This is a genomic window from Actinomadura rayongensis, assembly GCF_009831215.1.
Lineage (GTDB): Bacteria > Actinomycetota > Actinomycetes > Streptosporangiales > Streptosporangiaceae > Spirillospora > Spirillospora rayongensis.
Map to the genome: position 1 here is coordinate 512,820 of NZ_WUTW01000003.1, position 13,229 is coordinate 526,048.

Annotated in this window: 14 protein-coding genes; 10 read left to right on the forward strand and 4 right to left on the reverse strand. The window is 71.1% G+C overall.

What is annotated here, in order from left to right; all coding sequences use genetic code 11:
- Positions 1 to 20: 20 nt before the first annotated feature.
- The 6 genes from GQ466_RS19230 to GQ466_RS19255 all read left to right on the forward strand — a co-directional run bounded on the left by GQ466_RS19230 (position 21) and on the right by GQ466_RS19255 (position 7,628).
- Entirely contained in the window at positions 21 to 1,565 is a 1,545-nt protein-coding gene (locus GQ466_RS19230; RefSeq protein WP_161104339.1) for an MFS transporter, read from the forward strand.
- Between the two features lie 102 nt (positions 1,566 to 1,667).
- Positions 1,668 to 2,036 (forward strand): group I truncated hemoglobin, encoded by a 369-nt coding sequence (locus GQ466_RS19235; RefSeq protein WP_161104340.1) that lies wholly within the window; start codon positions 1,668 to 1,670, stop codon positions 2,034 to 2,036.
- 137 nt (positions 2,037 to 2,173) lie between these two features.
- Positions 2,174 to 3,835 carry a histidine kinase gene (locus GQ466_RS32875; protein WP_337193542.1) on the forward strand — a complete coding sequence of 554 codons (1,662 nt, stop codon included), beginning with the start codon at positions 2,174 to 2,176 and terminating at the stop codon, positions 3,833 to 3,835.
- Positions 3,836 to 3,992: 157 nt separating this feature from the next.
- The gene (locus GQ466_RS19245; protein WP_202420732.1) at positions 3,993 to 5,219 is read left to right on the forward strand and encodes a hypothetical protein; all 1,227 of its coding nucleotides are present in this window, start codon (positions 3,993 to 3,995) and stop codon (positions 5,217 to 5,219) included.
- The gene (locus GQ466_RS19250; RefSeq protein ID WP_161104342.1) at positions 5,203 to 5,973 is read left to right on the forward strand and encodes an alpha-ketoglutarate-dependent dioxygenase AlkB; all 771 of its coding nucleotides are present in this window, start codon (positions 5,203 to 5,205) and stop codon (positions 5,971 to 5,973) included. The genes GQ466_RS19245 and GQ466_RS19250 overlap by 17 nt, the downstream gene beginning before the upstream one ends.
- Before the next feature lie 149 nt (positions 5,974 to 6,122).
- Positions 6,123 to 7,628, forward strand: a complete 1,506-nt coding sequence (locus GQ466_RS19255; protein ID WP_161104343.1) for an arylsulfotransferase family protein — start codon at positions 6,123 to 6,125, stop codon at positions 7,626 to 7,628.
- A 186-nt stretch (positions 7,629 to 7,814) separates the two neighbouring features.
- Here the strand turns inward: GQ466_RS19255 and GQ466_RS19265 are convergent, their stop codons facing one another.
- Positions 7,815 to 7,976, reverse strand: a complete 162-nt coding sequence (locus GQ466_RS19265) for a hypothetical protein (RefSeq protein ID WP_161104344.1) — start codon at positions 7,974 to 7,976, stop codon at positions 7,815 to 7,817.
- Between the two features lie 199 nt (positions 7,977 to 8,175).
- Here GQ466_RS19265 and GQ466_RS19270 point away from each other — a divergent pair, with 199 nt between their 5' ends.
- Entirely contained in the window at positions 8,176 to 9,474 is a 1,299-nt protein-coding gene (locus GQ466_RS19270) for a helix-turn-helix domain-containing protein (RefSeq protein WP_161104345.1), read from the forward strand.
- Between the two features lie 143 nt (positions 9,475 to 9,617).
- On the opposite strand, the gene GQ466_RS19275 is transcribed toward GQ466_RS19270, so the two are convergent.
- The gene (locus GQ466_RS19275) at positions 9,618 to 10,226 is read right to left on the reverse strand and encodes a TetR/AcrR family transcriptional regulator (protein WP_161104346.1); all 609 of its coding nucleotides are present in this window, start codon (positions 10,224 to 10,226) and stop codon (positions 9,618 to 9,620) included.
- 104 nt (positions 10,227 to 10,330) lie between these two features.
- Here GQ466_RS19275 and GQ466_RS19280 point away from each other — a divergent pair, with 104 nt between their 5' ends.
- Both GQ466_RS19280 and GQ466_RS19285 read left to right on the forward strand, forming a co-directional pair.
- On the forward strand, positions 10,331 to 10,711 hold the full coding sequence (locus tag GQ466_RS19280; protein WP_161104347.1) for an ester cyclase: 381 nt from the start codon (positions 10,331 to 10,333) through the stop codon (positions 10,709 to 10,711).
- Positions 10,712 to 10,838: 127 nt separating this feature from the next.
- The gene (locus GQ466_RS19285; protein ID WP_161104348.1) at positions 10,839 to 11,504 is read left to right on the forward strand and encodes a DsbA family oxidoreductase; all 666 of its coding nucleotides are present in this window, start codon (positions 10,839 to 10,841) and stop codon (positions 11,502 to 11,504) included.
- Between the two features lie 131 nt (positions 11,505 to 11,635).
- On the opposite strand, the gene GQ466_RS19290 is transcribed toward GQ466_RS19285, so the two are convergent.
- Positions 11,636 to 12,049, reverse strand: a complete 414-nt coding sequence (locus GQ466_RS19290; RefSeq protein ID WP_161104349.1) for a winged helix-turn-helix transcriptional regulator — start codon at positions 12,047 to 12,049, stop codon at positions 11,636 to 11,638.
- 151 nt (positions 12,050 to 12,200) lie between these two features.
- Between GQ466_RS19290 and GQ466_RS19295 the strand changes: the two genes are divergently transcribed.
- Positions 12,201 to 12,878 (forward strand): FMN-dependent NADH-azoreductase, encoded by a 678-nt coding sequence (locus GQ466_RS19295; RefSeq protein ID WP_161104350.1) that lies wholly within the window; start codon positions 12,201 to 12,203, stop codon positions 12,876 to 12,878.
- A gap of 44 nt (positions 12,879 to 12,922) precedes the next feature.
- Here GQ466_RS19295 and GQ466_RS19300 read toward each other — a convergent pair.
- Positions 12,923 to 13,229 (reverse strand): hypothetical protein (locus tag GQ466_RS19300; RefSeq protein WP_202420733.1); only part of this gene is annotated, 307 nt, incomplete at its 5' end.

The window sequence follows — 13,229 nt, forward strand, 5'->3', positions numbered from 1 at the left end:
CTATCTCCCCTGGAGTGCTCATGGCCCGTGCGGGCACGCTCCCCACCGTGCTGACCGGTGTGTTCGTCACCGTCCTCGACTTCTTCATCGTCAACGTCGCCCTGCCGTCCCTCCAGCACGACCTGGGCGCGGGCGCCTCGGCCGTCGAGTGGGTCGTCGCCGGGTACGGGCTCGTCTACGGGTCCGGGCTCGTCCTCGGCGGACAGCTCGGGGATGTCCTCGGCCGCCGCCGCGCCTTCGCGCTCGGCCTCGCGCTGTTCACGCTCACGTCCGCGCTGTGCGGCCTCGCGCCGGACACCGGGACGCTCATCGCCGCCCGCGTCGCCCAGGGCGCCGCCGCCGCGCTGCTCACGCCGCAGGTGCTCGCGATCCTGCGCACCGCCTACACCGGCCGCGCGCAGGTCCGCGTCATCAACGCCTACGCGCTCACCATCGGGCTCGCCGCCGTGTTCGGCCAGCTCATCGGGGGGCTGCTCATCAACGCGGACCTGTTCGGCCTCGGCTGGCGCGCCTGCTTCCTGATCAACGTCCCGATCGGCCTGGTGACCCTCGCTGCGACGTTCCGGGTCGTCCCGGAAAGCCGCGCCGTCCTCCCCGCCCAGCCGGCCCCGTCCGGTCTCCCCGCTCAGCCGACCTCGACCGGCCTCTCCGCCCAGCCGACCTCGGCCAGCCTCCCCGGCCGACCGGCCCCGACCGGTCTCCCGGGTCGCTCGCGGCACACGGGACCCGCGGGCGCGCGGCCTCGGCTCGACGCGGGCGGGGCCGTGCTCGTCACGCTCGCGCTGGCCGCCGTGCTGCTGCCGCTGATCGAGGGACGCGAGCAGGGCTGGCCGCTGTGGACGTGGCTGTCCCCACTCGCCGCGCTCGTCCTGCTCGCGGTCTACGCGCTGCGCCGCCACCCCGCGCCGTTGATCGACCCGGCGTTGTTCCGTGAGCGTCCGTTCACGGTCGGGCTGCTCACCGCGGTGGCGTTCTCGATGAGCATGGCCGCGTACTTCTTCGTGTTCGCCCTGTACGTCCAGCAGGGACGCGGACTGGACGCCCTCCAGGCCGGGCTCGTCTTCGCACCGATCGGCGCCGGTTATCTCGCGGCCTCCCTGCTCGCGCCCCGGCTGTCCGCGCGGCTCGGGCGGCAGACGATCGCGCTCGGCGGCCTGGTGCGCGCGGGCGGGCTCGCGATCCTGCTCGTCCTGGCCGGGGTAGATGCACCGATCGGTGCACTGGTCCCCGTGCTGGTCCTGGACGGGATCGGGATGGGCCTGGCGTTCGCGCCGATCACCGCCGTCGTCCTGGCCCGGGTCGCGCCGCACCACGCCGGGTCCGCCGCCGGGGCCCTCGCCACGGCGCAGCAGGTCGGCAACGCGCTCGGCGTCGGGATCATCGGCGTCATCTACTTCGGCGCCGTCTCCGGCGGGGTCCCGCACGCGTTCCAGGACGGACTGGTCTACCTCATCGCGGGGTCGCTGGCGATCACGGCGCTGGTGCAGTTCCTGCCGCGCGCGTCCGCCGCTCCCGCCGCTCCCGCCGTTCCGGCACCGACGCGGCCCGCCGCTCACCATGCGTGAACGACGGTGTGCGCTTTTCGTGCCACGGTCCTAACCGAGGTGCAATCGCCCCGACAAGGCCCTCCGGTGTGCTCGGGTCCCACACACCGGAGGGATGTCGGAATGAGCATCTACGAATCCATCGGCGGCGAAGACGCGCTCGTCGCGGTCGTGGACGACCTCTACGTGCGGATCCTCGCCGATCCTGAGCTGGCGGGCTTCTTCGCCGGGACGAACCTGCCCCGGCTCAAGGGGCGCCAGGTCGAGTTCTTCGGGCAGGCGCTCGGCGGGCCGATGATCTACGGCGGCGGGTCGATGAAGGACGTCCACCTCGGCCGGGGCATCGAGCGGCGGCACTTCGACCTCGTCGCCGGGCACCTCGTCGCGGCGCTCGGCGCGGCGGGCGTCCCGGACGACACCATCGCCGAGATCGCGTCGGTCGTGCTCCCGCTGGCCGACGACATCGTGGCGGACGGCGCGGCCGTCGAGTAGGCGACCTGCGGGGATTGCGCCGGAGCCGTCCGTTACATCCGCCCACTTTCGGTGGACCCCGTACGACTCCCGGCGTACTCCCGAAGCCGACTTCCGAGCGATGCCGGTCGCCCCTCGCGTCGCCTAGCGTGCTGGGCGTGACCTCCTCGTCCGCGCTGCGCCGCGTCCCGCCGCCGTCGGAATGGCCCGTCTGGGTCGTCCCGGCGGTGCTCCTCGCCGTCCAGATCGCCGGATCGTTCGGCGCGCAGCATCCGGGCGGCCGGTGGGGCGGCCACGAGGACCGGCTGCCCCCCGCAACGCCGCTGGACGCGCTCGGCGTGGCGCTGCTGGCGGCGGGCCCGCTGGCGCTGCTGCTGCGCCGCCGGGCGCCGGTGGCGGTGCTCGCCGCGACCGGCGCGGTCACCGCGTTCTACCTGCTGCGCGCCTACACCTACGGCCCGGTGATGCTGTCGCCGCTGGTCGCGATGGTCGGGGCGGTGACGGCGGGCCGCCGGCTCGTCGCCTGGACCGGGACGGCGGCGACGATCACCGGCTATCTCGTCCTGACCACGCTCATCGGCGTGCCGGGCGCCGAACGCGGCCATACCGGCGCGTTCTTCCCGGTCGACCGTCCCGGCGTGGACGGCGTGGCGGGCTCGCTCGGCTGGGCGCTGGTCGCGCTCGTGACCGGCGAGCTGCTGCGGGCGACGTCCCTGCGCGCCGCCGCCGCCGCGCGGACGCGCGCCGAGGAGGACCGGCGGCGCGCCAGCGAGGAGCGGTTGCGGATGGCGCGGGAGCTGCACGACGTCCTCGCGCACAACATCTCCATGATCAACGTGCGGGCGGGCGTGGCGCTGCACCTGCTGGACGACAACCCCGAGGAGGCCCGCAGTGCCCTGGCCGCGATCAAGGAGGCGAGCAAGGAGGCGCTGACCGAGATGCGCTCGGTGATCGGCGCCCTGCGCGCCGAGGGCGAGCGCGCGCCCCGCTCCCCCACGCCCGGGCTGGCCCAACTGGACGACCTGGTCGACCGCGCCCGCGCGGCCGGCCTGGACGTCCTGCTCACGGTCACCGGCGACCGCCGCCCTCTCCCGGCGGGCGCGGACCTGGCGGCGTTCCGGATCGTCCAGGAGTCCCTGACGAACATCACCCGCCACGCGGGCCCGCCCCCGGTGACCGCCGACATCACGCTGACCTACACCCCGGACGCCTTGAGCCTGACGATCACGAACACGCCCACGCCACCGCCCGCCCACCCCGGCGCCCACCCGGGCGCCAACCTCACCAACAACCCGACGAGTAGCCCGACCAGCGGCAGACACGACAGCGCGGAAGTCACCGCGACCGGCGGCTCGACCGTCAGCCCGGCCAGCAGCGCGACCGGCAGTCCGAGGAGCAGTGGGGCCAGCGGCGCGAGGGACAGTGCGGCCAGCGGCCCGACCAGCGGCCCGAGCAGCGACGCAAGCAGCGACGCGACGGAAGGTGTGCCTGGCAGCCCGAACGGCAGCTCGAACAGCGGCGCGAGCAGCGGCCCGAACAGCGGCCCGAGCAGCGACGCGACAGACAGTACGACCGGCGGCCCGAACAGCGGCCCGAGCAGCAGCCCGAACAGCAGCCCGAACAGCGACGCGACGGGCGGTGCGACGGACGGTGCGGCTGGCGGCCCGAACGGCAGCGCGGTCGAAGGCGCGGAGGGCGGCGCGCCGACGGGAAGCGGCCTGCGCGGAATGCGCGAACGCGTCACCGCCCTCAACGGCACGTTCAGCGCAGGTCCGGACTCTGAAGGAGGCTTCACCGTCCACGCGGAGATCCCCTGCTGACCCCGGGCACCGCGAGCCGCGCCGGGCGCCTCTGGCCTGCGCTGGACCGGCCCGACGACGTCCAATGTTCCTAGAATGACCCGAACCGACCGGCTACGGGCCTCTCTGGTCGGCTCCAAGGTCAGCGTCCTGGAATGCGGATGGCGGGTACGGGTTGATGGATGCAACGGATCTGGCAGAAGCGCGCATCGAGGGCGCGGACAATGTCCTGGTCGCACCGTCGAAATTGCGCGACGATGATGCGATCAAGGACTTCTTCGGGTCCACGATCACGCCGGAGGACCTGGCTGCTGGTTCGATCGACCTGACGCAGAAGACCGTCTATCTGTGCGGCGACGTGTCCGAGGTGAGCGGTGACCACCTGCGGGCAGCGGCCCGGGTGTTCGTCGTCCGGGAGCTGTCGCACGGCTACCGCGAGGACGCCGGCAATCCGTGGACGATCATCGACCTCGGCCGAGTTCCGCTCCGCGTCCACGGCGTCGGCGTGTTCTACCGCCGCTTCTTCGACCTCGGCGCCGACCACTTCGGCCAGATCAGCACGGAACACCAGTTCCAGTCTCTGACCGAGTCCACCAAGACCGGGACGGCCCACCGCAGCGGAATCTATCTGACGCCCGTCACGCAGGACGGAGACGAGCTGCATTTCCGGCTGCTCCGGTGCTCCACGAATCTCTCCGGGCCCACCGAGAGCTTCCGTCCGACCGACACGAGCATCGTCGACGCCCTGAACCGCGAGGCAGCCGCCATCTTCCGGGGGCACGCGCCGCTGAACCACGTCCTCGCGCAGATCTACCACAACACCCAGGCGACGGCCGAGCGCAAGCAGGCCAAGGCCAAGATCTCGTCCCACGCGGACAAGACGAAGGACATGCCCGTCAACGGCATCATGGCCTTCTGCACGTTCTATGACGGGCTCGACAAGCTGCAGCCCATGGCCGACGACGCCTTCGACTACGGCGTGAAGCGCGCCAGCGGCCTGACCCGGCTCCGCTTCCGCTTGAAGGCGACTGCGGAAGGCGACAGCGTCGCGCTCCCGCAGCAGTTCACCCTGACCCTCTATCCCGGGTCCGTGTTCTTCATGCCGCTGTCCACCAACCGCCTCTACACGCACGAGATCCGGCCGTCGACGCTCGACGCCCACATGATTCCGACCCGTCTGGGCTACGTGGTGCGCTGTTCGAGCACCGAAGCCGTCCACAAGAACGGCCGGACGTTCCTCAAAGCGGGCGGTGATCTGGTGAAACTGGAGGCGCCCACCGAAGAGGGCATGGCCGAACTGCGCAGGATGTACGCCGAGGAGAACAAGAGCACGGGCTTCATCGACTACGGCGGCAAGTTCCTCTTCAGCATGAACGCGGGAGACTACGTTGCCCCCCGGATCTAGGATCTCGGACGACGTCCTCTCCTACGACCTGCCTAGCAGGGAGAACCTGTTCGCCGAGCTGTACGCGTCGGTCCGCTGGGAAGACGTGGGCAAAGGCCGACGCGGCGCCGTGCTCACCAAGACCGACGAGACGGGCGGCGTGCCTCTCGTACGCACGACCACTCGCTACAGCACCCCGGCGCAGCGTTTCCGGCCAGTTCACGAACACCTGGCCCGAAGGATCGAGGAACATGCGGCGCTACCGGTCGGCTTGAACAACGCTCTCATCGAGACCTACACGAACGCCTACCGAAAGATGGGCGGCCATTCCGACCAGGCGCTCGATCTGGCCGACGAGTCGTTCATCGCCGTCTTCTCCTGCTACGAGCACCCTGAATCAGGCCCGTCAAGAAAGCTGATCTTCGAGGCGAAGGATCAGGACGGCGAGAAGTTCGAGATCCCCCTGACCCACAACAGCGTCGTCACGTTCTCCGTCAGCTCGAATCGGCGACTCAAGCACAAGATCGTGCTGGACGCGCCGACCCAGCCGACGGAGAACCAGTGGCTGGGCGTCACGTTCCGAACGTCGAAGACCCTGGTCCACTTCCGTGACGGACACCCCCATCTCCCGCAGGGCGCGCGCCTCACGCTGGCCGACGACGAGCAGCAGCACGAGTTCTACCGACTGCGACGCCGCGAGAACAACGAGACGGACTTCGTCTACCCCTCGTTGACGTGCACCGTCAGCGCGAGCGACCTGATGCCGCCCGTTTAGAGGACATCTCCATCAGCTCGTCGGCGTGCCCAGCCGCTCGGGCCGAGTCGGGGGCCGCCGGTGGGCGCAGCCGCGGCGAGCGAGCGCGGCGGATGCCAGAGTTTTCCCAGAATCGATGGTTACGGTCTCCCCTCGTATCGAGAGGAGAGATGGTGATCAGAATTATCGGCCGGGTGTTCTACCCGTCGGCGACCGGAGCGGTCGCGGGTGTATTGCTCCTGGGCTCGGCCGTCGGCTGCATGACCGTGGCGAGCGCGGATGCTCCCCCTCCCAAGGCGCCGCCTGAATACAAGGTGAACGTCAACAAACCCGACGGATTGAGCGGGTACGTGTTCTACACCACCGGTCTCGGCGGGGTCAACGACAATGGAAAGCAGCCCACGGACGGCGGCGGCGCGACCGCGGAGCCGAAAAAGGAGAAGGGCGCCGGGTCGGTCGCCAGAATCATGACCAAGTCGGGTCAGGTGGTCTACCAGCGCGCCGCGCCCAAGGGCGAGCGGATCAACAACTTCCGCACCCAGACCTACCGGGGGAAGCCGGTGCTGACCTGGTGGCAGGGAGAGTCGCAAAGCGGCCACGGCGTCGGAACCGACTTCATCGCCGACGACCACTACAACATCATCGCGAGCTTCACCCCGTCCAACATGCCCGCCGACGCGCACGAGTTCCGGCTCACCCCCGACGGAAAGGCGCTGGTCACCTCCTACGTGGAGAAGACCGTTGACCTGACCTCCGTCGGAGGCCCCAAGCACGGCAAGATCTACGACTGCATCGCCTCGGTCATCGACGTCGCCACCAAGCGGACGCTGTTCCAGTGGGACGCGTTGCAGCACGTCCCGGTCGCCGACACCTACGCCTCCTTCAAGGCCGAAAAGATCCTCGACCCGTACCACATGAACTCCATCGCGCTGGATCCCTCGGGAAACCTGGTCATTTCCCTGCGCCACACCTCCACCATCTACAACATCAACCGGACCACCGGCGCGATCAACTGGCGGCTGGGCGGCAAGCACTCCACCTTCGCCCTCGGCAAGGGGATTCAGTTCTCCTACCAGCACGACGCTGAAATGCCCAACGCCACCACGGTGTCGATGTTCAACAACAACGACGGCCCGCAAGTCCAAGGGACGCCCGCCCAGCGTCGGCTCAGCAGCCTGGAGTGGATCCATCTCGACCTGGCCGCCCGCAAGGCCACGCTGATCCGCAACCAGACCCATCCCGACGATCTGCGAGCCGCCGCCACCGGCAACATGCAGGCCCTTCCCAACGGCAACGCTTTCGGCAGCTGGGGCAACGCCGGGCACATCTCCGAATTCACGCCCGACGGGCAGATGCTCTACGACGCCGTCCCGGCCCGACGCACCTACCGGGCCTACTTCGACCCCTGGCGGGGATCACCCACCACCCCGCCGCAGCTGGTCCTCCCCGCGCAGGGAAAGACAGACGCGCGGGCGATCTGGAACGGGGCCACCAACGTCGCCCAATGGCGAGTTCTCCACGGCCCCACCACCACCGACCTGACACCGCTCACCACCGTCGCCTGGCGCGGCTACGACACCACAATCCCGCTCAAGGACGAGCCGTCCGGCTACTACCAACTCCAAGCTCTGGACGCCCACGGCCACGTCCTGGTGCAGACCGCACCCGTCCACTGACCGCAGCACGGAAAAGAGCCGGCAGCCGAAGCCTCTTCTGATCCGTCAACGGCCCAGGAACCCCTGGGCCGTTGTTCGTCCATCGGGGAAGGGCCGTCGCCTGGCAGGACGGGCGCGAGGCGCACGAGGATCTCGTCCAAGAGCCCGGCTTCCAGACATTGGCGGGCGGCACGGTCCGCAGGTCATCTAGTGGGCGAACCATCGGTGCGCGAGGGCGAGGACGGCGGTGCCGAGAGCGGTGCCGAGGGCGCAGGCGACGGCGTCCACTGCGGCGGACGTCGCCGCGTGCGCGAACCGGCGGACGGCGCGGGCCCGGCGGGTGGACGGACGGCGGGACGCGGTGGTCATGGCCGGTTCTCCCTTCTCGGCCGGACGGTCGTCGGGTCTGGGCCCGGCCGGTGAAGAGCGTGCTGGCGTGCGGTGTTCGGTTTCGACACGGAAACGGCCAGAACAGAGTTCTCGTTCGATCCCCCAGGTCATCACGGATGGTGTTTGCTGGCGGACGGAACGCAACCGAACGAACCGGCACGTTGAGAGGGGCCGTGCGGTGGAACACGTTGATCCCGACGGGGTGCACGGGCGTGAGGAACTGCTCGCCGGGCTCCGGAGGCTCTTTCACGAGGGCGGGTGGAGCGTGCATCGTTTCGCCGCGGCCAGCGGTCTCGGGACGGCCACGATCCAAGGCATCCTCGACGGCTCGACCAACGTGCCGCAGACCCGCACGCTGGAACTTTTCGTCCGGACCTGCGGCCAGGACTCCGCATCGTGGGTGCGTGCCCGGGGTCGCGTCGTCCGGGCGTCGAAGGAGGCCGCCCCCACCGGCGAGCCGAGCCGTCCGCCACGCGATGGGGGACTCGGGCCTTCTGCGGTCGCGCGGCCCCCGTCGAGACCCGGGGGACGATGGGGGCCTCGTACGGCCGTCGCGGTGGCGGCCGTGTTACTGGCGGCGGTGGGGTGGGCGGTGACGCACCGCCGCCACGGCTCGACGGGCGGGCCGCCCGTGGCCGTCCTTCGCGACGTCCACAGGGCCGATCCCTGCTCGCTTCTCGACGCCGGGTCGCTCGCCGGTTTCGGCGCGACCAGGATCGACCCCGACTATGGGGCGCTGTCCCGGTGCGACGTCCTGCTGAGCCCGGACAACGATGCCGAGCCGACCGTGGACGTCGACCTCCACTTCGACGGTCCCTCGGCAGAGTCGCCGCCCGCGACGCGCACGACGAGAGTCGGCCATGTGAGCGTCACCGAAATGCCCGACGAGCCGGACCGGTGCATCCGGGACGTCCGGCTCGCCGACGGCGATCACGTACGGATCACGGCGAAGAGGCTCAGGCACTCGGCGGCGGGACTGTGCACGATCGCCCAGGCCGTCACGGGCCGTGCGGTGGAGAGGCTGAACAACGGCACGGCGCCGGTTTACCGGGACCGGTTTCCGAAGAACTCGCTCGCCCTTCGCAACGCGTGCGACCTGCTCGATGACGAAGCGCTCAACGCGATTCCCGGTGCCGATGCGAAGAATCGGCACGCGGGTTTCGCCGGCTGGGACTGCACGTGGGACAGTGCCACGACCGATGCAGGCGTCGACGTGCAGTTCAACCAGGACGACGATCTGGACGACGACGGGAAACCGGTACTGCTCGCGGGCAGGCGCTCCCATGTTGCCGCGGGTTACCAGGCCGACCACTCGTGCACTGTCGCCGTCGAGCACCGTCACTTCACCGACGCCGCCGGCGATCCCACCGTCGAGTTCGTCATGCTGACCGTGTACGGGCCGCAGGCGAACGCCGACCTCTGCACGACGGCCGAAGCGCTCGGAACGTCGGCGGCGTCCAAGCTGCCCGACGTCTGAACGCGACCGGTGGGACGATGCGACGTTCATCGTGGGGCCGAGCGTGCTGCCGGTGGCGCTCACCCGCACCGGAGCCGCACCACCGCCGGCGATCGGCCACCCATCACCGGATTGGCCAACACCCCTGGGGCAGCACAAAACGGTCAGGGGCGGAGGCCGTCGATGATGAGGCGGGCCAGGTGCGCCGAGCGGTCGGGGCTGGTCTCGGCGCCCGCGTGGCGGATCGCGGCGAAGGCGCCGGCGACGAGCGCCATCAGGTCGGCGGCGGTGACGTCCGGGCGGACGACGCGGGCGGCGTGCGCGCGGGCGAGCAGGTCCGCGACGTGGCGTGTCAGGTCGGCGGCCACCTGTGGGGCGGCGGTGCGCAGGTCGAACTCGGCGGCCGTGAGCGCGCTCTTGACCGTCGCGTTCTCGGCGCCGCTCGCCATCATGCGGGCCAGCAGCGCGAACACCGCCTCGGGGTCGCCGGTGGCGGCGAGCGCTTCGGCCTCCGCGATCAGGCGTTCGAGCTGGTCGGTCGCGACGGCGAGGTAGAGCGCCTCCTTCGTCGGGAAGTGGCGGTGGACGGTGCCGGGGCCGACGCCCGCGCGGCGTGCGATCTCGTCCAGGGAGACGTCGAGTCCTTCGGTGGCGAACAGCCGCTGCGCGGTCCGCAGGACGCGTTCGCGGTTGCGGCGCGCGTCGGCACGCAGAACGCGACCGCCGCCGGGCGTCCCCGGGGGCTCCGCGCCGGGCCGGATGGGTTCGGTCATGGTGGCCACAGCATAACCGGGGCGGCGCACCGTATAGTGGTGGCAATAACCGGGGCGACGCACCGCTTAGAGGTGCCGACCGGACGGCCGAGAGGATCACGCCGATGACCGCGCACGATGACGCCGCCGTTCTGATCCGGCGGTTGCAGGAGTGCTTCAACACCCGGCAGTTCGACCGGGCCGCCGACCTCCACACCCCGGACTTCTTCAGCCATCCGCTCGGCACCGCCGGGTTCGACGCGGGCAAGGCCGCCTGGCACGCGCTCACGGCCCGCTTCCCCGACATGCGCGTCGTCGCCGAGGACATCGTGGTCGAGGGCGACCGCGCCGCCGTCCGCTCGACCGTCGAGGGCGTCGCGGCCCCGGGCGGCGCCCGGCCCGAGCTGGTCGAGATCTTCCGCTTCGAGGACGGCCGGTTCGCGGAGATGTGGGGTGCGGCCAGCGGGTTCCCGGCCGCGAACAGCCCGGAGGATCTGGTCGCCTGACGCCGAGGCCGCCCGGTCCGAGGCCGCCCATGCCCCTGGGGCGCACGCACTTGAAAGTGCCTTTTGTAAGCCCTCTCTCACTCACTCATGATGCTGTTACGCACTGATAGTGAGGTGAGGGAGAAAGATGGTCGAGCAGGCAACGCGCCCCGTCGTCATCGAGATGTGGTCCGACCTGGGGTGCCCGTGGTGCTACATCGCCAAGCACCGGCTCCGGACCGCGATCGGACGGCGTCCGGACGCGGATCGGTTCACGGTCGTCATGCGGTCCTTCGAGCTGAACCCGGCCGCGCCGAAGCAACCGGAGGCGGTCGAAGAAGCCTTCGTCCGCACCCACGGCGGAACCGCCGCCCACTTCATGGCGGCAGAGCGCCGGATCCAGGCGATGGCCCGCGAAGAGGGCCTGAAGTTCACACTGGACCGTCTCAGTGCCAACACCTTCGATCTGCACCGCGTGGTGCAGTACGCCAACGACGAGGGGCTGGGGCTGGAGTTCTTCTCCGCCGTCCAGGACGGCTTCTTCGCCGACGCCCTCGACCCGTACGCCCCGGACGCCCTGGCCGGGGTCGCCGGGTCGGTCGGGCTGGACGGCCGGCGAGTGCGCGCGATCCTCGCGAGCGGCGAGTACGCCGACCGCGTCCGCGCCGACCGGACCGAAGGCGTGGAGCTGGGCGCGACCGGCGTGCCGTTCGTCGTCCTGGACCGGCGGGTCGCCGCCCCGGGGGCGCAGCCGGTTCCGGTCTACGGCCGGATGCTGGAGCGGGCGGCCGGGTCGAGCGAGCGTGTGTCGTGAGCGAGCCGAAGGACGGTCTCCCGATCGTGGCGGCCCCCGCCGACGGGTGGTGCGAACCCGGCACCGGAGTCTGCCGCACCGACGAGACGACCGAGCCCGACGGTGCGGAGCGGTGAGCACCGCCGGTTCGGCTACGACCCGGCCGGGGCCTTGCTCCGACCGACGCCGGTCAGCTCGCTGGCCGCCCGGTTGGCGGCGATCTCGCGGTGGTGGGCGGCGGCCCAAGCGGCCATCGCCATGACCGCTTCCATCAGCGACCGTCCCAGCTCGGTGAGTTCGTACTCCACCCTTGGCGGGACCTCGGGGTACGCGGTCCGGACGAGCATCCCGTCGCGCTCCAGGTGCTTGAGCGTCTGGGTCAGCATCCGCTGGGAGATCCCCGGGATGCTCGCCTGCACGTCCGAGTAGCGCAGCGGACCGGCGTCCAGGGTGCTGACGATCAGCATCGTCCACTTGTCGCCGATGCGGTCGAGCACCTCGCGAATGAAGGCGCTGTCCTCCGGCCACGCCTGGCACGGACCCGCGATCTGTCGCACTGCCGCCATCTCGACGCCCTCTCATCTGGTCTGCAACCGCACCACCAGTATGTGACGCCCTCGGGGCGACCACACGCCCGATCCACGGCGACCGCCCCTCCCCAGGCCCGCTCCCGGATCACCCGAGCGCGCCCGCAACCACTCCGAAAGGACCCGACCCATGCCGTACCTCCTGCACATCGACTCCTCCTCGCTCGGCGCGGCCTCGGTCTCGCACCAGGTCGCGCGGTCCTTCCTCGACGGCTGGAACGGCGACGTCGTCCACCGCGACCTGGCCGCCTCGCCCGTGCCCCATCTGTCCGCGGCCGGCATCAGCGCCCGCGTCACCGACCCCGCCCAGTACACGCCCGAGGAGGCCGAGGCGGCGGCGACGCAGGACGCGTTGATCGAAGAATTCCTCGGCGCGGGCGCCTATCTCTTCACGGTCCCGATGTACAACCTGACGATGCCGTCGGTGTTCAAGGCGTGGCTGGACCAGATCATGGTCTTCGGCCGCACCCTGCACTTCGAGGCCCCCGCGCCGACCACCGGACGTCCGGCGGTGCTGATCTCGGCGCGCGGCGGCGGCTACGGTCCCGGCGCGCCCAAGCACGGCCTGGACTATGTCGTGCCCACCCTGGAGGCCGTGCTCGGCCGTGCGGACATGCTCGGGCTCGACGTCACCACCGTCGTTCCCGAGCTGACGATGGCGCCCCACAACCCGGCCCTGGCCGCGCTGCTGGAGAAGCACGAGGCGTCCATGACCGGCGCCCACCGCCGCGCCCGCGAACTCGCCGCCGCCATCACCGCCGCCTGTACCCCGGGCGTGGGGCGGCCCTCGCGGCCGGTCCCGGCCTGACCAGGTTCGACCCGGCTCGACGATCTCGGCCGCAAAGCCGCCGGTCAACGGCTCGACGCCGACCGTGCCGTCCTCGCACGCCGAGTCGCCGAGCCGGGCCGCCGGTGACGGCCGACGCGGCGACGCGGGCGACGCGGCGACGCGGGCGACGCGGCGACGCGGGCAGCGCGGCGACGCGGGCAGCGCGGCAGCGCGGCGACGCGGACGGCGCGGCAGCGCGGGCAGCGCGGCAGCGCGGGCAGCGCGGCAGCGCGGGCAGCGCGGCAGCGCGGGCAGCGCGGCAGCGCGGGCAGCGCGGCGACGGGACGGCGCGGCAGCGCGGGCAGCGCGGCGACGCGGACGGCGCGGCAG